A 20,378-nucleotide genomic window follows, 5' to 3' on the forward strand; every position below is an offset into this window, starting at 1 on the left:
TCATGTCCGAACCCTCGACCCTGCCCACCACACCGGTATCCCTCGACTCCGTCGAGAACCTCGCGGTCGACTCCGTCGAGGATCTCGCCTTCGACACCGTCGATGATCTCATCCGTGGACTCGACGAGCAGGGCTACGTCATCGATTCCGATCTCGCAGTGGTGGTCCATCTCGCGACGCTGCTGGACCGGCCACTGCTTCTCGAGGGGCCCGCCGGCGTCGGCAAGACCGAACTCGCGAAAGCCCTTGCCGCAGCATCTGGTCGGGATCTGATCCGATTGCAGTGCTATGAGGGACTCGATGAGGCACGGGCACTCTACGAGTGGGACTATGCCCGGCAGCTGTTGCATGTGCAGATGCTGCGCGATCGCATCAGCGCCGACCTGGCCGCCGAACCCGATCTGTCGGCCGCCTCGGCGGCGTTGGCCCGCAACGACATCGGCGTGTACACCGAGGACTTTCTCGTCGCCCGCCCGCTGCTCGCCGCGATCCTGTCGGCAACACCGACGGTGCTACTCGTCGACGAGGTCGACCGCACCGACGAGGCGATGGAGGCGGTCATGCTCGAGGTGCTCGCCGAACGACAGGTGACGGTACCCGAGCTCGGTACCTTCACCGCACGTTCGGCGCCATGGGTGATCTTGACCTCCAACGACACTCGCGAACTCTCGCCCGCTCTCAAACGCCGATGCCTGCACTTTCAGGTCGGTTATCCCGACGCGGCCCGCGAATGCCGCATCGTCGGTGTGCGCGCACCCGACGTCGAGGAGTCGGTGATCGCCGAGGTCGTCGATCTCGCGCGCCGCCTGCGTGACCTACCCCTGCGCAAGAGCCCGTCCATCGCCGAGGTCATCGACGCCGCGCGGGCCGCTTCGCTGCTCGGCAGCACCGGTGACGACAACCGGGCTGTCGCCGATCGCACACTCCTGTCGTTACTGGTCAAATTCGGCAGCGACCTCGAACTCGCCCGACGAGAACTCGATTCCCCGTCGGGTGAGAACTCCGATTCCGCAGAGGTGGGTACCGACGGAACCACGGCATCAGGCTCGGTCACGGCCACCGCGTTCGGCGCCGGGCGTGCCCGCAGTTCCACGCACCAGGCGTCCTCGCGCCGGTCTTCGCCGCGCCAGTCTTCTCAGCATCCCTGACCGGCCGACGACAATGGTTTCCCCGCAACGGCATTCGCGAGTGTCGACTGGTCCACGCGACGATACACTGGATAGGCTGGCGGTGCTGTTCGGCCGGGTCCTGCGCGGATCGGGCGTCGCCGTGTCACCGGCCGAGGTGATCGAGATCCGTCGGGTACTCGACATCGTCGGCGGTGACACCGATCGCCTCCGCGCGGCACTGCAGTCGGTCAGCGTCAAATACGGTTACGAATCAACAGGATTCGATCGTGCCTTCGACGCCTTCTTCGGCGAAGGACGGATCGACGGCGCAGACGAGGCGCTCCCCCGACCGCGTGGCGCCGCCGCCGACCTGCCCGACGACGTCGAGTGGGATGAGGACTTCGCCGGCGCCGGCCGCCGGATCGGGGCGGACGAGCACACCGACGACATCGGCGGCCTCCTCGTCGACGACCCCGACGCCCGACAACGCAACGGTGAGAGCGCACACCGGGAGGAGAACGACTTCACCGTGTCGGCGGGTACCGAATCACTGGGCGTCGACCAGGATTCCGCGTCCGTGTCGGGTGGAGTCACCTACACCATCGAGGTGGATGAGGCCGATTCGTCGAGCGTCGGCGAACTCGTCGGAAGTGCCGCACGGGTACACGGCAGCCCGCTGGGAGTCGCCGGCGCACAGGCGATCCTCCACGCCCTCGCCGATTTCGACGCTCGACGCGCCTATGGCACCGACGGCACAGATGACCTCGACGCGGCTGCGCGCGCCGAGTTGGAACGGGCACTGGAGGCGTTCGTCGACGCCCTGGCGGCGCGACTGGATCTGGCGGCGCAATCGGATGTCGGTGTCGATTCCGCCGATTCGTCCACTGGTCCCCTGTGGTCGGATCAAGCCGACATCGATCGCGCCTGTCATCGACTCGTCCAACGTATGCGCGGTGCTCCCCGGAAGGTTGTTCGACGCACCGATCACGGCGGCCTCGACATGCGCCGCACCATGCGTGCGGCTGTGGCCACCGATGGTGTGCCGGTGCAACTCTGGCGGCGCACGACCCACGCCGGACCCGTCCGCCTGCTCTTGCTGGTGGACGTGTCGTTGTCGGTGCGACCGGTGGCGGGGTTTCTGTTGCGGCTCGCCCAGACCCTTCATCGTCACGGCGAGCGCTGCGAGGTCGTCGCTTTCGTCGACAGACCAGTGCGGGTCACCGACGTCCTGCGCCTCGGCAACGACGATTCCGCACTGGCGGCGGTACTCGCCGACGACGATCTCGACCTCGCGGCCACCAGCGACTACGGTTCGATGCTGACCGAACTGATCGGCCGTCACGGCGACCTCCTCGGCCCCCGCACGTCGGTGATCGTCGCCGGCGACGCTCGTAGCAACGGCTTCGACCCCCGCGTCGACCTCCTCGCCGAGCTGAGTCGCCGCGCGCACCGGCTCGCCTGGATCACCCCCGAACCGCGCCGCTACTGGAATCAAACCGGTTGCGCGCTGACTGATTACATCGAGTACTGCGATGCCTTCATCAGCGCACGCGACGGCGCCGAACTCGTCGACCATGTCGACGAACTCGCCGCCGCCCTTCGCTGACTCCCCTCCGCCCCTTTCCACCCGGGACACCCCATCGATGACCCCGATCGTTCATGCTCTTCCCCGCCGGTCGAGACCTTTCCCCCTCTGTCGACAACTTCCCGACAGTCGAGAATTCTCCCCCGACGGTCGAGAACTATTCCCCCCGATGGCGGAGAGCTTCTCCCGTTGTCGAGAACTTTTCCCTCGATCGTCGAGAACTTTCCCCCCGATGGTCGAGGTGCGAGCCGCGTGCGGCGAGCCTCGAGACCCGGCGAGATAACCAGCCTCCCAACCACATTTACCACCCGAGAGCCGAACCCGAGCCGATTCTGCAGACGCCCCCGCTGCACCAGCCGCGTCCGCAAGGTGGGGCCGCGAACTCATCACTCCCGACAGTCAACCCCCTCCCCCGACGGTCAAGGCGCCTTCCCCGATGACCGAGTGCCCTTCCCCCGATGGTCGAGGTGCACGGCGCGCCAAGCGCCGGGCCTCGAGACCCGGCGAGACAACAAGCCCCCCAACCACATCGAAAGCAAGGCCAACGAAACCCACACTCCCCTACCACACCCCACCGACAGAATTTCTAGGCCGAAACACGTTGTCCAAAAGCAGAATTCATCAAGTTGCCCCTTGCATCGAACACCCTGGCGAGGTACACTGGAGTCATCACACCGATCAGCCACCGGGGAGGGGCCCATGATCGAATCCACTACCATTCTTGACGCGGAAACCGTTGACGCCGAAGCGATCTTCGCCGACATCGTCAGCCGACTCGGCGACCTGCAATGGAACCCGGACATGACCGGACCCCAGGCTTTCGGCGCGATGAAACAAGTCCTGCTGCTTCGCAATCTGGTTGATCACCACGCCACCACCCTCGCCGGCGAACTGGACCGACTGGGCGTGGCCGACCACAAAACCACCCGGCTACGAGAACTGTTGATCAGCATGGGCTTCGCGCCCTCGGTCGCAGGTCGGTACGTGCGGCTCGCTGCCACCACCGATATCGATCTGTTGTTGGGGCACGCTGCGGACGGGTCCATCTCGTCGGAACACACCGACGCCATCGTCCGCGGACTGGCGCACATCGACGCCCGCTCCCCCGAACCACTCGACACCGTCCAACGGTGTGAGTTCTTACGGAAACTGCTGTCGCACTACTTCGCCGGCTTCACCCCCGCCGAGATCAACCTCTACGCACGGCAGCTGGGTAACGAGCTCGCTGCGGAGATACCTGGCGGGTTACCGGCCTCAGAGGACAAGAGAATCAACTCCTACACCGACCGCATCACCGACGACGGACGGCTGGCGATCTCGGCGAACCTCGACATCGTGGCCGGTGAAAAGACACGGACTTTGATGGAAACGCTGTCGTCGCCCAAGCCGCAGCCCGACGGGTCACCCGATCCGCGGACGCCTGAGCAGATCTGCGCCGCCGCGTTCGAAACCATCGTGGAGTTGGCGGCACAAGGACTAGCGGACACCACCTTCTCCGCCAAACCGACCAACGGGTTGTTGTGGACGTGGTCAGCCGACAACCCGGCACTCGGCGGGGATTTGCAGAATTTGGGCGCGATCACCGAAGCGACCGCCAAGTTGTTGTCGTGTGACACGACGATCACCAAGATCATCCTCAACACCGACGGTGTACCCCTCGACGTCGGACGCCAGGAACGCTTCTTCACCCCCGGACAGCGCAAGGCCCTACTCGTGCGTGACCGCGGGTGCATCAAATGCGGTGCGCACGCCGGACGCTGCCAAGGACACCACCTCGTTCACTGGAGCAAAGGTGGCCCCACCGACCTCGACAACGGCTGTCTGCTCTGCACCAGCTGCCACGACGACGTCCACCACCACGGATGGGACATCATCATGGGATTCGACCGACACCCCTGGCTGATCCCACCCGCCAGCATCGACCCGAAACGCCGACCCGTGCCGTCCTACCACCGCAGAACCATGCGACTCGACGACGCAGCAGCCTGATTCCCGCACCCGGCCTAGCCGGGACCGCATCCGATCTTTGAAAACTCCATAGAGACAAACCCCACCCGGTGGTCGAGGTGTTCGAGCGTCCGTGGCCCGGAATCCTTTCGGCACAAGGGGTCTCGAGGCTCGTCGCTAGCGCTCCTCGGCACCTCGACCACCGGGGTGGGACACCATCGGACGGGAAGGGCTTCAGCGTCCCTCGACGGCGAGTCGCCTTCCCCGCTGGTCGAGGTGCGAGCCGCGTGCGGCGAGCCTCGAGACCACCAGCGCCGGTGCTGGATTCGTTCCACGGTAGCCCGGAAGCTCTTCGACACAAGGGGTCTCGAGGATCATCGCTAACCACCGGGCGGGACGGACCCCCGCTGGTCGAGGTGCGAGCCGCGTGCGGCGAGCCTCGAGACCGCCTGCGGCAGAGCTGGAACCGGACCACCGCGGCTCAGAAGCTCAGCTTCTGTTCACACCACCGAGTACCGCAGCAGCCAAAAGGAATGCAACCTGAAGGAACCCGAATATCAACGCGACAATGGCGCCGGTCCCGACTCCGATGACGGGCACCGACGTGGTGGTCACGGCGGCGGCAAACAAGGCGAGCCATGCGCCCGCGGCGATCACGGCGAGAAAGGGCACGGCTTTACGGAATCGCGGCACCAATACCACCGCAGCAGCGACACCGATCGCACCCAGGATGATCAGGAATTTGCCGGGGTTGAGCACGATCTCGTACGAGGCGAAGCCTGGTACCCCGGAGTTTCCGTTCTCGAAGTTCTGACTCCAATTGTCGAGTTGACTTTCGCTGACGTTGTTGTCGACCACAACCCAGCTGACGAAACCCATGAAGTAGGTGATCAGCCCGGTGACCGCGGCGGCCACCAGCAGGATCGAGGGAAGTTGAGCGCGGGCGTCGAACTGCCGTCGAGGTGCGGCGGGCGGGGAACCCCATTGTTGCCCCGACGTCGACCACTGCCCCGATGGCGTTCCCGGCTGCCCGAACCCCTGCGTGGGTGCCGGGCCGCCGTGCTGGCCCTGCGGGGCGGTGGGCTGGGCGGGATACCCGGCCGCCCAATTCTGCTGGGGATTGTTCGGGTCACCAGGATTCACTGCTCGTCCCTTTCGGTCGGCGAAACTCTCATTCGCGACATCATGTGCGTGTCAGCGTAGAGCCAGACCTGGACATCGGTACCCACAGCAGCGCAGATTCATTCGTCGGACCGTCACACCCCAGAACCGTCACACCCCAGAACCCGTCACACGTTGGACCGTCACGTGCCATCAGGGCGTGACGGGCACCCGTAGCGCCGCGAGCGCCATGGCGCGCAGCAGCGACCGCAACCTGTCGGGATCAAAATCCGGGAGACGTGGCGAGGAGTTGAGCAACCCGAACATGGCGTGCACGCGAACGCGAGCCTCCTGGCGTTCGAGTTCGCGGCCCTCGTCATCCGACATCAGGACGTCGACCCAGTCTTCGACGTAGCGTCGCTGCAACCGCCGTACCTCGTGATTGGCCTCCGGTGTCAATGAGGACAGGTCACGATCCTGGACCGCGATCAGATCCGGCTTGGTGACCAGGACGTCGATGTGGAAGGCGATCAGCGCATCGAGGGTCTCGGCCGGCGAGCCGCCGCGCTGCACGACCTCTCGCCCGCCGGTGTAGAGACGACGACTGATGTCGAGCAACATCTCGTCGAGCAGTTCGGTTTTCGACGAGAAGTGTCGATACATCGCCGGCCCACTCACGCCGACCGCTCCCCCGATGTCCTCGAGTCGCACCCCGGCGAATCCGCGGTCGGCCATTTGACTGGCTGCGGCCGTGAGCAGCTCAGCACGGCGAGCCGCCTTGGCAGCACTACGACGATTCGACGGACGCGGACCACCCGAGGCCACCCCGGAACCCGAATCCGGGGTGGTGTGGGCAGACTCGGCGGACGACATGGTGATTCTGAACTCTACCGGCTCACCTCGGCGGCGGCGGCACTCCACCGCCCCGGGCACCGCGTCTCACCACTTGTTGACGTGCAGCACTTCGTCGAGGGGTTTGCGCCCGGCAGGCTTGAAGTCGGTGCCCTTCGTGTAGGCAACAGGCAGCAGAACGCCCTGGTGGACGGTGGGCGGGATACCCAGCAGCTCCGCGACCTCCTTCTCGTAGGTCAGGTGCAGCGTCGTCCACGCCGACCCCAGACCACGGGCACGCAAAGCCAGACTGAGACTCCAGGCGCCGGGCAGCAACGAGCCCCAGACGCCGGCTTGATTTCCGGCCGGCAGATCGCCGCCGGTATAGATGGCCCCGATCACCAGGGCGGGCACCTTGCCCATGATGTCGGCGAGATACTGCGCGCTCGACGCGACCCGACGGGCGGTGTCGTCGGCGAGTGTGCGCTCGGCGGAGTACGCCGCGAACGAACGCGCGTAGTAGGCACCGACCTTCTCCTTGATCTCGGGATCGGTCAGCACGATCCAGTGCCAGGTCTGGCTGTTGGATCCGGTGGGCGCCTGCAGCGCGACCTCCAGGGCCTCGGTGATCACCTCGAGCGGAACGGGCCGATCCAGATCGAGCCGTTTGCGCACCGAGCGGGTGGTGGTCAGCAATTGGTCGGGGCCAAGCGGGAGTAGCTCTGTCATCGGTCACCTCGTTGTTCGCGTCTGGGTTGCGTGCGTGTGGAGCTGCGTGGCGACGGGCTCAGCGATGTCGTGCGCGGCGGGCCAGCCAGTTGCCGAAGTACTGTCCCACCTGTACCAGAATCACCAGCAACGCGATGACGACAACGGTCAGTTTCCAGTCGAACTGCTGGTAGCCGTATTGGAAGGCGAAATCTCCGAGTCCCCCTCCACCGACATAGCCGGCCATCGCCGACATGTCCACGATCGCGACGAAGATGAAGGTGTAGCCCAGTACCAGTGGCGCGAATCCCTCGGGCACCACCACCGTCAGCAGGGTGCGCACGCGACCGGCGCCGCACGCGCGGGCGGCTTCCACCACTCCCGGGTCCACGGAGACGAGACTCTGCTCGACCACTCGGGCGATCACCACCATCGCCATCAGTGTCATCGGGAAGATCGCCGCCTCGGTACCGATTCGGGTTCCCATCACCGTCTTGGTCAACGGCGCGATGGCGGTGATGAAGATGATGAACGGTATCGGTCGGACGATGTTGACGATCACGTTGAGTCCGTTGAAGATCCACACGTTCGACCACAGGTTCCCGGGACTGGTTGCATACAGCACCACACCGATCAGCAATCCCAGCGCGCCACCGATCAGCAGCGTGAAGCCGACGAGCTGGAAAGTCTCCCCGATCGCCTGGAAGAGCAACGGGCGCAGTTCGTCACCGAACACCCGGGTGAAGCCGTCGGCGGCCAGTGCGCTGTGGCTCATCGGTTCACCTCCTCGTGTACGACAATGCCGGTGGCGGTATGACTTTCGCCGATGACTTCCTCGAGCGCCGAATCAGGGGCGTGGACCTCATAGGTCAATGCCCCAAACGGGTGGCCGCCGAGATCGGCGATTCCACCGTGGATCACCGACGCGGTCCCGCCGGCCCGGGCCACCGCACCGGTGAGATCGACGCGGGCGACATCGTCGCGGACCTCGACGGTGACGAGCCGGCCCGAGTGCCGAGATCGCAACGCGGCCAACGTGTCCGTGTCGGGAACGCCGGAGACGGCATGCCGCAGCAGGCTGCGGGTGACCTCCGATCGCGGGTGGGCGAACACCTCATAGAGGTCGCCGTGATCGACGAGTCGCCCGTCGGCGAGAACGGCGACCTTGCCGCACACCTCGCGGACCACATCCATCTCGTGGGTGATCACCACGATGGTGGTACCCAGATCGGAGTTGATGCGACGCAACAGTGTGAGCGTGTCGTCGGTGGTCTGGGGGTCCAAGGCGCTGGTGGCCTCGTCGGCGATGAGGATCGACGGCGAGGAGGCGAGCGCCCGCGCGATGCCCACCCGCTGCTTCTGCCCGCCGGACAACGCCGATGGCCACGCCTTCGCCTTGTCGGCGATTCCGACGAACTCGAGGAGCTCGGTGATGCGTTGTTGTCGAGCGGATTTCGGCACGCCCGCCGCCTGCAGCGCAAATCCGACATTGCCGGCGACGGTGCGCGAGTTGAACAGATTGAACTGCTGGAAGATCATGCCGATCTGGGTTCGGAAGGCGTTGAGTTCGCGCTCGCGCGCCCCACCGTGGTCCCGTCCGTCGACCAGGACATGACCACCGGTGGGCCGTTCGAGTCCGTTGATCAGACGCGCAAGCGTCGACTTCCCCGCGCCTGACGGCCCGATGATCCCGACGATCTCGCCGGCATCGATGCGCAGACTGATGCCGTCGAGCACCGCAGGTGCATCCTTGCCGAAACGCTTTGCGACGTCGACGAACTCGATGGCGGCGGGGCGCCGGGCCTCCCCGGCGGGGACGGGCTCAGGAGCCATTGGCCCGCACGTCGGCTTCCAATCCCTTCACGGTCGCCTGCAGATCGGCAGGCGAGTTCGTCTTGATGACCCCGGACTCGCCCAGGGACTTCTTCACCGCCGCGATCACCTGGGGATCGTGGTAGATCTGCACCAGCTTGGCGTAGGTGGCGTTGTCCTTGTCTGCGGCGCGGGCGACGAACGCATTGATGTAGGGCTTGGAGGCCTCAGCATTCGGATCGTCGGAGGCGATGATCTGATCTGCGGTCAGTTTGGCCGAGGTCGCGTAGTTGTTGTTGACGATCGCCGCGGCCACCGAATCGAGATTCGCGGCGGTCTGGCCGGCGTCGACGGCGATGACCTTCACCTTGGATCGCGCCTGATCGATGTCGGCGGGCGTGGAGAAAGCGTTGCCCGGCTTGGTCAGCGTGATGAGTCCGGCCTGCGCGAGCACCAGCAGTCCGCGTGCCTGATTGGTGGGGTCATTGGGGATTGCGACCTGCGCCCCCTGCGGGATCTCACCGACGGACTTGTACTGAGTGGAGTACAGCGGTAGCGGGTAGACCGCGGTCGCGCCGATCGGCACCAGATCCTTGTTGTTCTTGGCATTGTAAGTCGCCAGGTAGAGCAGGTGCTGGAACTCGTTGAGGTCCAACTCCCCCTCGGCGAGTGCGGGATTGGGCTGATTGTAGTCGGTGAAATTCACCAGCTCGACGTCGATGCCCGCAGCGGAGGCCTTCTGCTTGAACACATTCCAGTAGCTTTCGGACGCGTCGGCGACCCCGATCTTCACAGCCTGCGAATCGTCCCCGCCGCACGCGGTGATCACGCTCGCGGCGGCGATGAACGAGAGCAACAGGACGAGAATCCGCGATCGCACGGCAGTACCTCCACTGGACTGGTTCGAGAGACAACCTCAGGAACGCTAGCGTCCGATTCGCGTGATTGATGACGTCGAGATCGGGCGCGACCCGATGTCGCCGAACCCACCTGGGACGATGGCCGTGCACGCGATTGCGTTCAGTGTGGGTCAAATGCGATGGGCACCGGACGGAATGTCTGCCAGGCGCCGGTGATGCGTGCGGTCAGCTCCGTCGGAATTGAGCCCGGGTCTCCGGATCGCTGGTGTCGACCGCGGAGATCGACTGGTCGGAAACGGTGAGCTGCCACTCGTTGTCCGAGCACTGGCCATAGGTGACGGTCGCCGTGACCACGACGTGGGTGGCGTCGCGCGAGGTCTCCTTCCACGTGGCGCCACAACGGCCGGGGATGTCGATGGTCGCGAGGAACGGCTTGTCGGTGACCACGCCGAGCTGTGCGCTCTTGGTCTCACCCACCGACGTCCACGTCCCCGTCCACGCGCCCGACAGCGCGCTCGACGTCGGCGTATCGATCGCGCCGGCACTGGAGGTCGGAGCGGTTACCGTGGTGCTCGTCGAATCGTCGCCGCAGGCACTCAGCCCCATCGACAACGCCACCACCGCGATCAGCGGTGCCATGATGCGTCGGCTCACCGACATGGTTCCCTCCCCGGTTGACCCCCGGCCACGAGTACGGGCCGCTCTGTCCAATAGCGCACCGCAGCTTACCAATACACGAGGTCCATCCATCACCGGCGTCACAGCATCCCGTGCCGGTCGAGATGGTCGAGCAGCCCTGGTGTCAGTGGCAGCGCGCGCATCTGTTGGTGGTCGAACCACCCCGCGTCGTCGGCATCGTCAGCGGCGACGACGTCGGTGGTCAGCGGGGTGGCCACGAAGTCGTGGACCTCGTAGACCACGCCGGCACGCCGATCGGGGATGTCGACGACCCAGGCCTCGCGGATGACCTCGATGGCAACGCCTGTCTCCTCGGCGATCTCCCGGATCACGGCCTGCTCCAACGTCTCACCGGGCTCGACCTTGCCGCCCGGCACCGTCCACATACCGGCCTGCGGCTCATGTCCGCGCTTGACCAACAGAAATCGTCCGGCCGCATCCCGCACGACGGCGCCGACCGCCGGGATGCGTGTCGCCGACTCGGGTGACGACGGGGCGGCGGGGACACGGGTTCGGGCAGCAGGGTCCGGCACGGACAGCGCGTGCAGTTCGTCGGCGATCACCTCGCGTATCCGCGTCGCCGCTGCGGCCAAGACGTCCCCTGCGTCCCCGTCTCCCACCTCGTCCACCGCAACGATGCGGTCGAACACCCCGACCCGGGCCAGCTCGACCGCCAGGATCTGCTGTCCCGCAGCGATATCGGCGGCGTGACCGATGTCGCGATGGACGATCAGACTGGCCCCCTCGGGTGGCAGTGGCGACAGCCACGCATCCGACACCGCGACCCGTCGATCGGTCGGGAACAGCGCGAGCGCCGCCCCACCTGAACCCTGTCCGAGCGACACCGAGACGGTCACCGACGGCAAGCCGATGAGTTCGGCTGTGCACCGGGCGATCTCACCGGCGAGTCCGTCTTCCTCGGCGGCGACCGACAACTCGGCGCCAGGGGTGTCGATGACCGTCACCACCGGGAGCCCGAGTTCGGAGGCGAAGGTCAATGCGCGGCGCACCATACGCAGGTGGTGCGGTCCGATCAGCTCGCCGGCACGCTGCCGATCGGCGTCGTGTCCGATCACCAGTGCGGGTCGGCCACCGAATCGGCTCAACGCCACCACGATCGGCCCGCCTGCTCCCACCAGAGCAGACCCCGGCACCGCGATCAGATCGCGGACCCCGACGCGTCCGGGACGCCGGGTCGCGGTCACCGCCGACCACACCGATGCGGCATCTCGCACCGCGGGGCTCACCGGATCATGCTGTGAAACAACGGATCGCGACTCGACAGCACCATCGGTCGCGTGCTCGATACCGAGCGCGTCGAGGACGCCGCGCAGCCGGTCGCGGAGGTCTTCCGGTGCGACGACGTCGTCGACGATGCCACGCCGGACGAGATTCTCGGCGCGTTGAACGTCGTCGGGGATCGGCGTGCCGACGAGTCCGGCAACGACCCGCGGCCCCAGGAAGCCGACGAGCGCGCCGGGCTCGGCCCAGGTAATCGCGCCGAGCGAACCCCACGACGCGAACACCCCACCGGTGGTGGGATGACGCAGGTAGATGAGGTAGGCCAGACCGGCCGCTCGATGCCGGGTCACCGCCCCGCTGATCGCCGCCATCTGCAGGAAGGCCGGGGTGCCCTCCTGCATGCGGGTGCCGCCGGAGCACGGCAGGCCCACCACGGCGAATCCGTGCTCGGTGGCGCGTCGGATCGCCGTGGTGATGCGATGGCCGGCAACGTGTCCGATCGAACCGCCGAGGAAGCCGAACTCGTTGACGATCACCACCACCGGTGTCCCGCCGATCCGGATGAGCCCGGTCCGCACCGACTCGTCGACCCCGGATTTCTCGGCGGCGCGGCGCAATTGATCCTGGTAGGTGTCGGTGACGACGGTGGGCGGCGGTGAATCGTCCCACGGCTCCCAGGAATTCGGGTCGGCGAGCATGTCGATCAGTTGCGCTGCCGACGGATGTTCTGCACGCCCGCTCACCGCGAATACACCACGCGCGTGCGCACCACCAGATCGGCGACCGAGCGACGACGTGGATCGACGATGACCCACAGCAACCCGACCGAGAAGAACACACAGATCAAGGCGCGGATCAGCGCCACCGGAAGCCGAACGCGCGGTTTGCCTTTCCTGCTGACCAGACGCAAACCCATCACCACCGACCCCAGGGTACGGCCGGAGACGCACCAGCAACCGGTCAGGTAGATCACCGACACCGCGACGAAGGTCGTCGCGGTGAAGAACGGGTTCGCGGCCGGCAACGAGAACTGGTGCACGTCGTAGATCAGACGGGCCATCAGCCAGCCGACATACAGTCCGCCCATCACCGCGAGCACCAACAGCAGGTCGAGGACGGCCGCGATCGCTCGGCTGACGATCCCGGCCGAACGATCGGTGTCGAGGACGATGTGCGGACGCACGATCGGATTCCCGGCCGAATCGTGGTGCGACGCCGAATCATTCTCCGACTGCGATGTCATCGCGGCGTACCGTTTCGTTCCCCACCGTTCTGGGCCCCACCGTTCTGGGACTCACCGGCAAGCGCGGCGTCGGCGACCCGGGCGGCCACCTTGCGTCGCAGCAATCGGTTCACCAGGTCGGCCACCGCGTCGTCGGCGCGTTCGCTGCTGCTGCGCACGTCGGTCATCACCTCGGTCGTCACCGACGTACTCGCCTCGCGGATGATGTCGGGCAGGTCGACACCGTCGATGATCTCGTCGGCGAGACCGATCAGATCGATGCGGGAGATGATGGCGTCGATGTCGACCCGCTCCACGGCGCCATCGAGGTCGACGCGCGTGACGATGGCATCGATGTCGATCTTGTCCAGGATGGCGTCGATGTCGAGGTGGTCGACGATCGCCGCGACGTCGACCGCGTCGATCACCGCTGCGAGGTCAACCGCCGCGATGACCGCGGGAAGGTCGAGTCCCCCCACGATCCTGGGTAGGTCGAGGCCGTCGAGCAACGCCGCGATGTCCACGCGACCGATCACCGCGTCGAGGTCGAGACTCGCGATCAGGGCGTTGATGTCGATGTTGCGGAGCACCGCGTCGAGATCCACCGCGTCGACGACCCGATTCAGATCGATGGCACCGACGAGCGGCGTGAGGTCCATCGAACTCAGCTCGTCGACCACGGCGTGGATCACCGCCCCGATCGAGGTGCCCGCCGCCGCCGTGGCGAGGGTACCGACGCCGTCGAGGACCTCGTGTGTGGTGCGCCGTGCGACGCGCACGACGTCGCCGGCGACCGGTACTCGCTCGGCGGCGTCGGCCGCGGCGGACGCCACGTGCCAGGGCATCTGCAGCATCGCCGCCAACCCGCCCGGCCGGGATCCCGTGTCGCTCACCGCCGGATTATCGCACGCACCGCGACCGCACCCAGGGGATTGCCGCGATGACTTTCATGGTGATCGGGGGTCATACTCTCAGTCCGATCCACAGAAAAGGAAGCCCGATGGCCGAGAACTACACCGTGGTGCGACGCACCTCGATCGCCGCGCCCGCCGCCGAGATCCACGCTCACATTCATGATCTGCATCGTTGGGTCGATTGGTCGCCGTGGGAGGGCCTCGACCCCGATATGTCGCGAACCTATTCCGGAGCCGAGCTCGGCGTGGGTGCTCGCTACGCGTGGTCGGGAAATCGGAAGGCGGGCAGGGGCACCATGGAGATCCTCGAGGACTTCGCGCCCACGCACGTGGCGATCCGGGTCGAGTTCGAGAAACCCATGAAATCCACGAGCCTCAGCGCCTTCGACATCACCGAGAACGCCGGCGTCAGCGAGGTCACGTGGACGATGACCGGCAAGCATTCGCTCTTCAGCCGGGTGGCCGCTCCGCTGGGCTTCTTCGACAAACTGCTCGGCAAGGACTTCGAGAAAGGACTTGCGCAGCTCAAGGCCGTCAGCGAATCGTGAGCTCCGCCCCGGGTTGTCGCATCACCCCACGGTCACAACGCCTTTCAGCGGCTGACCTCGGAGTGCACGATCATCACCGGGCACGGCGCGGTGTGCAGGACGGCTTGGCTGGTCGATCCGAGGAGTAGCCCCCGGAAGCCACCACGCCCCCTGCTCCCGAGCACGATCAGCCGGGCATCCCCGGCGGCCTCGATGATGCGCGGCGCCGGGTCGCCCGCGACGACCACGGTCTCGACGGACACGGTGTCGGCGGGATGGTCGCGACGGTGGTCGGCGAGCTGACGTCCGACGGATGCGGTGGCCTCGTCCCGGAATTGGGCCATCACCTCGTCCTGGTCGTAGAACCCTTCACCGGAGAATCCCGGATAGGTGCTGACGACCACCAACGTCGTCTCGAGTTCGGTGGCCTGGGTGATGGCGGCCCCCAGGGCTGCCTGCGAGATCGCCGATCCGTCGACGCCGACCACCACCGGCCCGGTCTCGGGTCCGGGACCCGAGACCACCACCACCGGACAGTCGGCGTGTGCGGCAACGTCGGAGCTGACCGAACCGAGCAACAACCCGGCCACTCCCCCACGACCACGACGACCGATGACGAGAAGGTTTGCACCACTGGATATCTCACGCAGGACGAGGGCCGGTCTGCCCTCACGGACCTCGCCCTCGGCGTCGACGTCCGCCGATATCTTGGTGGCCACGGCGATCGCCTCGTCCACCGCTCGGCGGGCATCGGCGTGCAGTGCCTCAGCCACCGCCGGGGTCATCAACACACCCGGCGCATATCCCGCTGCAACGGTCTCGACGATGCCGATCACGCGCAGGGACCTGTTCTCACGAACCGCGGCCAGCGCGCTCCACCGAAGCGCCTCGAGCGCCGTGTCCGACCCGTCGACCGCCACCACGATCGGGGCATTTACTGCCATGACCCGCTCCTTGCCGATCTTCTCGTCGACCAACTCGCCACCCGAGTTCGTCACTTCCATTGGACACCACCGCTCGGTGGTGACGTAAGGGCCAAAAGCATCTGCCGTCCGAGGCATTCGCGGGGCACCATGGAGAGGAGATGAATTCACCAGCCGCACCACACATCGTGACCGTCACGATGAATCCTGCGCTCGACATCCATAGCTCGGTGCCGATCCTGCAGGCGACGGAGAAGATGCGATGCACCAGCCCCCGATACGATCCCGGTGGCGGCGGGATCAACGTGGCACGAGCGGCGGTTCGGCTCGGCGTGCCGGCCACCGCGGTCTTCACCCGAGGTGGCCCCACCGGAGCGCACATCGAGGCACTGCTCACCGCCGAGGGCATCGCGACCGGGCCCCTCGACATCACCGGAGGAAGCCGGGAATCGTTGACCGTCCGCGAGGACCGGACCGGCCAGGAGTACCGCTTCGTGTTGCCCGGCCCCGACCTCACCGCCACCGAGGAGCAGCAGTGCCTCACCGCCCTGGACGAGTACGCCCACACTGCAACACATCTCGTGGTGAGTGGCAGCCTCCCACCGGGATGCTCGGACAGCTTCTTCCCGGCGGTGTCGGCCATCGCCGAGCGGCACGGGTGCACACCGATCGTCGACACCCACGGCCCGGCACTGCTGCGCGTGCGCGGCGCCGCAGTGATCAAACCGAGCCTTCGTGAACTCCGTGAAGCACTGGATCTGCCGCTGCCGGACACCGATTCACAGATCGACGCGGCCCGTACCCTGATCGCCCGGGGCATCACCGACGCCGTCGTCGTGTCGCGTGGGGCGGCGGGCGCGCTGGTGGTGACCGCCGATCAGGTGACCGACGTCGCCGGCGTCCCGGTGGCATCCGAGTTCGGCAGCGGTGTCGGGGCGGGCGACAACATGGTCGCCGGGATCACCGTCGCCCTGGCCCACCGATGGCCGCTGCCCGACGCCGTCCGATACGGTGCCGCTGCCGGCGCCGCGGCGACACTCCCCCGGGAACCGAACCCTGCCGCCGGCACGACGTCGAGGGCCTCTACCGACAGACGCCCGCCTCCGGAGCGCACGAATGACCGCCACCGGCCACCACTCACCGATCTAGCACAAACGAAGAACCCGCCTGCACACAAGTTCTCTCTCGCGTGCAGGCGGGTTTCGGAAATGATCTCCGACCGTGGGTCAGAGAGCCTCGTAGAGCTCCCGGGCCAGCGTGGCGGTCTCGGTCGGCGTCTTGCCGACCTTGACGCCCGCAGCCTCGAGGGCTTCCTTCTTGGCCTGCGCGGTGCCTGCGCTGCCGGACACGATCGCGCCGGCGTGGCCCATCGTCTTGCCCTCGGGCGCAGTGAATCCCGCGACGTAGCCGACGACCGGCTTGGAGACGTTGGCCTTGATGTAGTCGGCCGCACGCTCCTCGGCGTCGCCGCCGATCTCACCGATCATCACGATGACCTTGGTCTCGGGATCCTTCTCGAACGCCTCGATGGCGTCGATGTGGGTGGTCCCGATGACCGGGTCACCGCCGATGCCGATGGCGGTGGAGAAGCCGAGATCGCGCAGCTCGTACATCATCTGGTAGGTCAGGGTGCCGGACTTGGAGACCAGGCCGATCGGACCCTTGCCGGTGATGTTGGCCGGGGTGATGCCCACCAGCGATTCGCCCGGGGTGATGATGCCGGGGCAGTTCGGCCCGATGATGCGGGTCTTGTTCCCCTTGTCGACGTTGTAGGCCCACGCATAAGCGCTGTCCTGCACCGGGATTCCCTCGGTGATGACGACCAGCAGCGGGATCTCGGCGTCGATCGCCTCGATGATGGCGTCCTTGGCGAACTTCGGCGGGACGAAGGCGATCGAGGTGTCGGCCCCGGTCTCCTTGATCGCCTCGGCGACACTGCCGAAGACGGGCAGCTCGACGTCGGAGCCGTCCTTGGCGGTGTGGGCGACGGTGGTGCCGGCCTTGCGGGCGTTGACACCGCCGACGATGTTCGAACCGGCCTTGAGCATCAGTGCGGTGTGCTTGGTGCCCTCACCGCCGGTGATGCCCTGGACGATGATCTTGTTGTCTTTGTTCAGGAAAATCGACATGTTCTCTAGCCCCTCACTTGCTCGCCAGTTCGGCGGCCTTGTCGGCGCCGGAGTCCATCGTTTCGGCGAGCGTCACCAGGGGGTGATTCGCATCGGCCAGGATCTTGCGGCCTTCGTCGACCTTGTTGCCGTCGAGGCGGACGACGAGCGGCTTGTTGGCCTCGTCGCCGAGCTTGTTCAGCGCGCCGACGATGCCGTTGGCGACAGCGTCGCAAGCGGTGATGCCGCCGAAGACGTTGACGAAGACACTCTTGACCTGCTCGTCGCCGAGGATCACGTCGAGACCGGCGGCCATCACCTCGGCCGAGGCGCCGCCACCGATGTCGAGGAAGTTCGCGGGCTTGACACCCTTGTGCTTCTCACCGGCGTAGGCGACCACGTCGAGGGTGCTCATGACCAATCCGGCGCCGTTGCCGATGATGCCGACCTGTCCGTCGAGCTTGACGTAGTTGAGGTCGTTCTCCTTGGCCTTGAGCTCCAGCGGATCGGTGGCGTCACGGTCCTGGAATGCCTCGTGATCGGGATGCCGGAAGTCGGCGTTCTCGTCGAGGGTGACCTTGCCGTCGAGAGCCAGGATCTGGTCGTCGGGGGTACGGACCAGCGGGTTGACCTCAACGAGGGTGGCGTCTTCGGCGATGAACACCTCCCAGAGCTTCTGGATGGTGTTGGCGGCGGCGTCGAGCACCTCGGCGGGCAGCTTGCCCTTCTCGGCGATCTCGCGGGCGAATGCGAGATCGACGCCCTTGACGGCGTCGACCGGGACGCGGGCGAGCGCGTCGGGGTTCTGCTCGGCGGTCACCTCGATCTCCACGCCGCCCTCGACCGAGCACATGGCCAGGTAGGTGCGGTTGGCGCGATCGAGAAGGAAGGAGATGTAGTACTCCTCGGCGATGTCGCTGGCCTCGGCGACGAGGAGTTTCTTGACGACATGGCCCTTGATGTCGAGACCGAGGATGTTCTCGGCGTTCGCCTGCGCCTCGTCGGCGTCCTTGGAGTACTTCACGCCGCCGGCCTTGCCACGTCCACCGACCTTGACCTGCGCCTTGATCATGACGGGCTTGCCGATTTCCTCGGCAATCGTGCGCGCGTCGGCGGCAGAGTCGGTTACACGACCGGGTGTGGTCGGAACTCCGTGCTTGGCGAACAGTTCCTTCGCCTGGTATTCGAAGAGATCCATTCAGCTCACCATTTCGTAGATTTGCCCGCTCGTCTGGGTGTAACGCGGGCCATACGGGACTTTAAACCTGCCGCATATCCGGTTTGAGTACACCTCCTCACCTTGTGCGACAGATCACTCGCTCGGTCGGTGAACGGGCGGACGCCGACCGGGCACCATCGGCCCGGCGAAGAGAGCGTGTTGCGGCAAATCCGCCAGCCACCACAGAGAATTCAGCACAATGCGAATGATGTCACCAGCCTGTGACCCAGCTCACTTTATCCCGGGTTTTCACTCCCCAGGGTTGGACTTGCCGCAATCATTTCGTTACCGTCGGCAGGCAGTCTCAGGTCGTAGTGGTCCATTGCGCCACATCCGTAACGCCGAAAGAACGCGGGCACCTGGGTGTATCGCAACCATGAGGTGAGGTGGACGACTTGGCGGAACGTGGTTTTCCAGGCGGGTCGATATCCGGCACCGCGGTCGTCGGCGGACGTCGACGCCGCGACGAGCGGATCGACGATCTCACCGCCGAGGAGATGACCACGATCATCCCCGTCGACCGCAGCGACATCTACTACAGCGACGAGACCGCGTACGGCGACACCGCCGACTTCGAGTGGGACGTCGATGACTGGGCTCCCATCGAAGACGGCTCGACCTCGGTCGGTCGCCGACGCTCCACGCGCCGCACCACCACCTCGGAGATCACGCAGGACATCCTCATCCCCGAGGGTGAGTTCGACGAGTACCGCCACGACGAGCCCTTCGACGTTCTCGGCGCCCAAGTCGACGAATACGCAGTCGATGAGCACGAGACCGACGAGCGGGTAGGGACGGTCACCGCGGAGCCGACGTTCCGTCGCGTGCCGGCGGGTGCGACGCGGCGTTCGCGCGGCAAGCACCGCATCGCCGCTCCGCCGACCGCGCTGCGCAGCGGACGCGTCGCCCTGGTGGCTGTCGCCGCCGGCGCCGCGCTGGCCGCCGCCGCGGTGCAGGTCAACTCCGACGACGACGCCGGATCAGCCGCGCCGGTACCCACCGCCGATGTCGGGGGCGCCGCAGCCGCCGACACCGGACCCGGGATCGCACCCGCGTCGGCGAACACCCCCGACACGAGCATGTACGGCCAGCAGCTGCAGGTCGGCAAGCAACTCGCCGACGCCGAGGCCGCACGAATCAACGCCTCGCTGCCGCCGGAGTTCGTCTCACCCGTGCCGCTGGGCCAGTATCAGCTCACCTCGCTGTATGCGATGCGCTGGGGCGTCATGCACGCCGGTCTGGATTTCGCGGCGCCGCTGGGCACCCCGATCCACGCCGCCACCGATGGAGTGGTCCTCGAGGCCGGTCCGGCGTCGGGCTTCGGGAACTGGATTCAGGTCAAGGCCCCCGACGGCACCGTCACCGTGTACGGCCACATGTATTCCAACGGCGTGCTCGTACAGAAGGGCCAGACCGTCAAGGCCGGACAGGTCATCGGCCTGGTGGGCAGCGACGGCCAATCCACGGGCCCGCACTGCCATTTCGAGGTGTGGCTGAACGGCAAGACGAAGATCGACCCGGCACCGTGGCTCGCCGAGCACGGTGTGCGGCTGTCGAACTACGTCGGCTGACCCGCCCGCACCCCTCGGCGT

18 protein-coding genes and 1 pseudogene are annotated in these 20,378 nt (G+C 66.3%); 6 read left to right on the top strand and 13 right to left on the bottom strand.

Going from position 1 to position 20,378, the window contains the following annotated elements:
- Window positions 1–2: 2 nt before the first annotated feature.
- From J6U32_RS23210 to J6U32_RS23220, 3 genes are all read left to right on the top strand, one after another.
- Complete coding sequence (locus tag J6U32_RS23210) at window positions 3–1,148, top strand: MadB family AAA-type ATPase (RefSeq protein WP_208792326.1); 1,146 nt, start codon at window positions 3–5, stop codon at window positions 1,146–1,148.
- A 13-nt stretch (window positions 1,149–1,161) separates the two neighbouring features.
- Window positions 1,162–2,715, top strand: coding sequence for a MadC family VWA domain-containing protein (madC, locus tag J6U32_RS23215; RefSeq protein WP_208792327.1), 1,554 nt, complete (start codon window positions 1,162–1,164; stop codon window positions 2,713–2,715).
- 678 nt (window positions 2,716–3,393) lie between these two features.
- The gene (locus J6U32_RS23220; protein ID WP_208792328.1) at window positions 3,394–4,683 is read left to right on the top strand and encodes an HNH endonuclease; all 1,290 of its coding nucleotides are present in this window, start codon (window positions 3,394–3,396) and stop codon (window positions 4,681–4,683) included.
- 447 nt (window positions 4,684–5,130) lie between these two features.
- Here the strand turns inward: J6U32_RS23220 and J6U32_RS23225 are convergent, their stop codons facing one another.
- From J6U32_RS23225 to J6U32_RS23270, 10 genes are all read right to left on the bottom strand, one after another.
- The gene (locus tag J6U32_RS23225) at window positions 5,131–5,784 is read right to left on the bottom strand and encodes a DUF5336 domain-containing protein (protein ID WP_208792329.1); all 654 of its coding nucleotides are present in this window, start codon (window positions 5,782–5,784) and stop codon (window positions 5,131–5,133) included.
- Window positions 5,785–5,955: 171 nt separating this feature from the next.
- Window positions 5,956–6,615: a TetR/AcrR family transcriptional regulator gene (locus J6U32_RS23230; RefSeq protein ID WP_244332319.1), complete on the bottom strand. Its 660-nt coding sequence runs from the start codon at window positions 6,613–6,615 to the stop codon at window positions 5,956–5,958.
- A 66-nt stretch (window positions 6,616–6,681) separates the two neighbouring features.
- Entirely contained in the window at window positions 6,682–7,302 is a 621-nt protein-coding gene (locus tag J6U32_RS23235) for a nitroreductase family protein (protein ID WP_208792330.1), read from the bottom strand.
- A gap of 58 nt (window positions 7,303–7,360) precedes the next feature.
- Window positions 7,361–8,056: a methionine ABC transporter permease gene (locus tag J6U32_RS23240; RefSeq protein ID WP_208792331.1), complete on the bottom strand. Its 696-nt coding sequence runs from the start codon at window positions 8,054–8,056 to the stop codon at window positions 7,361–7,363.
- Window positions 8,053–9,114 (bottom strand): methionine ABC transporter ATP-binding protein, encoded by a 1,062-nt coding sequence (locus J6U32_RS23245; protein WP_208792332.1) that lies wholly within the window; start codon window positions 9,112–9,114, stop codon window positions 8,053–8,055. The genes J6U32_RS23240 and J6U32_RS23245 overlap by 4 nt, the downstream gene beginning before the upstream one ends.
- The gene (locus J6U32_RS23250; RefSeq protein WP_208792333.1) at window positions 9,104–9,973 is read right to left on the bottom strand and encodes a MetQ/NlpA family ABC transporter substrate-binding protein; all 870 of its coding nucleotides are present in this window, start codon (window positions 9,971–9,973) and stop codon (window positions 9,104–9,106) included. Before J6U32_RS23250 ends, J6U32_RS23245 begins: the two co-directional genes overlap by 11 nt.
- 205 nt (window positions 9,974–10,178) lie before the next feature.
- Window positions 10,179–10,613 (bottom strand): hypothetical protein, encoded by a 435-nt coding sequence (locus J6U32_RS23255; RefSeq protein WP_208792334.1) that lies wholly within the window; start codon window positions 10,611–10,613, stop codon window positions 10,179–10,181.
- A gap of 98 nt (window positions 10,614–10,711) precedes the next feature.
- Window positions 10,712–12,616: a carboxyl transferase domain-containing protein gene (locus J6U32_RS23260; protein WP_208792335.1), complete on the bottom strand. Its 1,905-nt coding sequence runs from the start codon at window positions 12,614–12,616 to the stop codon at window positions 10,712–10,714.
- Window positions 12,613–13,116 carry an RDD family protein gene (locus J6U32_RS23265; protein ID WP_208792336.1) on the bottom strand — a complete coding sequence of 168 codons (504 nt, stop codon included), beginning with the start codon at window positions 13,114–13,116 and terminating at the stop codon, window positions 12,613–12,615. Before J6U32_RS23265 ends, J6U32_RS23260 begins: the two co-directional genes overlap by 4 nt.
- Window positions 13,113–13,988 (bottom strand): hypothetical protein, encoded by an 876-nt coding sequence (locus J6U32_RS23270; protein ID WP_208792337.1) that lies wholly within the window; start codon window positions 13,986–13,988, stop codon window positions 13,113–13,115. The genes J6U32_RS23265 and J6U32_RS23270 overlap by 4 nt, the downstream gene beginning before the upstream one ends.
- Window positions 13,989–14,095: 107 nt before the next feature.
- Here J6U32_RS23270 and J6U32_RS23275 point away from each other — a divergent pair, with 107 nt between their 5' ends.
- Entirely contained in the window at window positions 14,096–14,557 is a 462-nt protein-coding gene (locus J6U32_RS23275; protein ID WP_208792338.1) for an SRPBCC family protein, read from the top strand.
- A 44-nt stretch (window positions 14,558–14,601) separates the two neighbouring features.
- Here the strand turns inward: J6U32_RS23275 and J6U32_RS23280 are convergent, their stop codons facing one another.
- A complete protein-coding gene (locus tag J6U32_RS23280; RefSeq protein ID WP_208792339.1) occupies window positions 14,602–15,540 on the bottom strand; it encodes a universal stress protein in 939 nt (312 codons plus the stop codon).
- An 80-nt stretch (window positions 15,541–15,620) separates the two neighbouring features.
- On the opposite strand from J6U32_RS23280, the pseudogene J6U32_RS23285 reads away from it, so the two are divergent.
- Window positions 15,621–16,579, top strand: a pseudogene (locus J6U32_RS23285) (1-phosphofructokinase family hexose kinase).
- 106 nt (window positions 16,580–16,685) lie between these two features.
- Here J6U32_RS23285 and sucD read toward each other — a convergent pair.
- Together sucD and sucC are read right to left on the bottom strand one after the other, a co-directional pair.
- Window positions 16,686–17,588, bottom strand: a complete 903-nt coding sequence (gene sucD, locus J6U32_RS23290; RefSeq protein WP_208792340.1) for a succinate--CoA ligase subunit alpha — start codon at window positions 17,586–17,588, stop codon at window positions 16,686–16,688.
- A 13-nt stretch (window positions 17,589–17,601) separates the two neighbouring features.
- The gene (sucC, locus tag J6U32_RS23295; RefSeq protein WP_208792341.1) at window positions 17,602–18,765 is read right to left on the bottom strand and encodes an ADP-forming succinate--CoA ligase subunit beta; all 1,164 of its coding nucleotides are present in this window, start codon (window positions 18,763–18,765) and stop codon (window positions 17,602–17,604) included.
- A 407-nt stretch (window positions 18,766–19,172) separates the two neighbouring features.
- Here sucC and J6U32_RS23300 point away from each other — a divergent pair, with 407 nt between their 5' ends.
- A complete protein-coding gene (locus tag J6U32_RS23300; protein WP_208792342.1) occupies window positions 19,173–20,357 on the top strand; it encodes a M23 family metallopeptidase in 1,185 nt (394 codons plus the stop codon).
- The last annotated feature ends 21 nt before the right edge of the window (window positions 20,358–20,378 follow it).

This window comes from Gordonia polyisoprenivorans (assembly GCF_017654315.1).
GTDB classification, from domain to species: Bacteria; Actinomycetota; Actinomycetes; order Mycobacteriales; family Mycobacteriaceae; genus Gordonia; species Gordonia polyisoprenivorans_A.

Excerpts from the sequence above, each read along its gene's own strand:
- J6U32_RS23210 (WP_208792326.1), top strand. The coding sequence starts at position 3 with ATGTCCGAACCCTCGACCCTGCCCACCACACCGGTATCCCTCGACTCC.
- madC (WP_208792327.1), top strand. The coding sequence starts at position 1,162 with ATGGTTTCCCCGCAACGGCATTCGCGAGTGTCGACTGGTCCACGCGAC.
- J6U32_RS23220 (WP_208792328.1), top strand. The coding sequence starts at position 3,394 with ATGATCGAATCCACTACCATTCTTGACGCGGAAACCGTTGACGCCGAA.
- J6U32_RS23230 (WP_244332319.1), bottom strand. The coding sequence starts at position 6,615 with ATGTCGTCCGCCGAGTCTGCCCACACCACCCCGGATTCGGGTTCCGGG.
- J6U32_RS23235 (WP_208792330.1), bottom strand. The coding sequence starts at position 7,302 with ATGACAGAGCTACTCCCGCTTGGCCCCGACCAATTGCTGACCACCACC.
- J6U32_RS23240 (WP_208792331.1), bottom strand. The coding sequence starts at position 8,056 with ATGAGCCACAGCGCACTGGCCGCCGACGGCTTCACCCGGGTGTTCGGT.
- J6U32_RS23245 (WP_208792332.1), bottom strand. The coding sequence starts at position 9,114 with ATGGCTCCTGAGCCCGTCCCCGCCGGGGAGGCCCGGCGCCCCGCCGCC.
- J6U32_RS23255 (WP_208792334.1), bottom strand. The coding sequence starts at position 10,613 with ATGTCGGTGAGCCGACGCATCATGGCACCGCTGATCGCGGTGGTGGCG.
- J6U32_RS23265 (WP_208792336.1), bottom strand. The coding sequence starts at position 13,116 with ATGACATCGCAGTCGGAGAATGATTCGGCGTCGCACCACGATTCGGCC.
- J6U32_RS23275 (WP_208792338.1), top strand. The coding sequence starts at position 14,096 with ATGGCCGAGAACTACACCGTGGTGCGACGCACCTCGATCGCCGCGCCC.
- J6U32_RS23280 (WP_208792339.1), bottom strand. The coding sequence starts at position 15,540 with ATGGAAGTGACGAACTCGGGTGGCGAGTTGGTCGACGAGAAGATCGGC.
- sucD (WP_208792340.1), bottom strand. The coding sequence starts at position 17,588 with ATGTCGATTTTCCTGAACAAAGACAACAAGATCATCGTCCAGGGCATC.
- sucC (WP_208792341.1), bottom strand. The coding sequence starts at position 18,765 with ATGGATCTCTTCGAATACCAGGCGAAGGAACTGTTCGCCAAGCACGGA.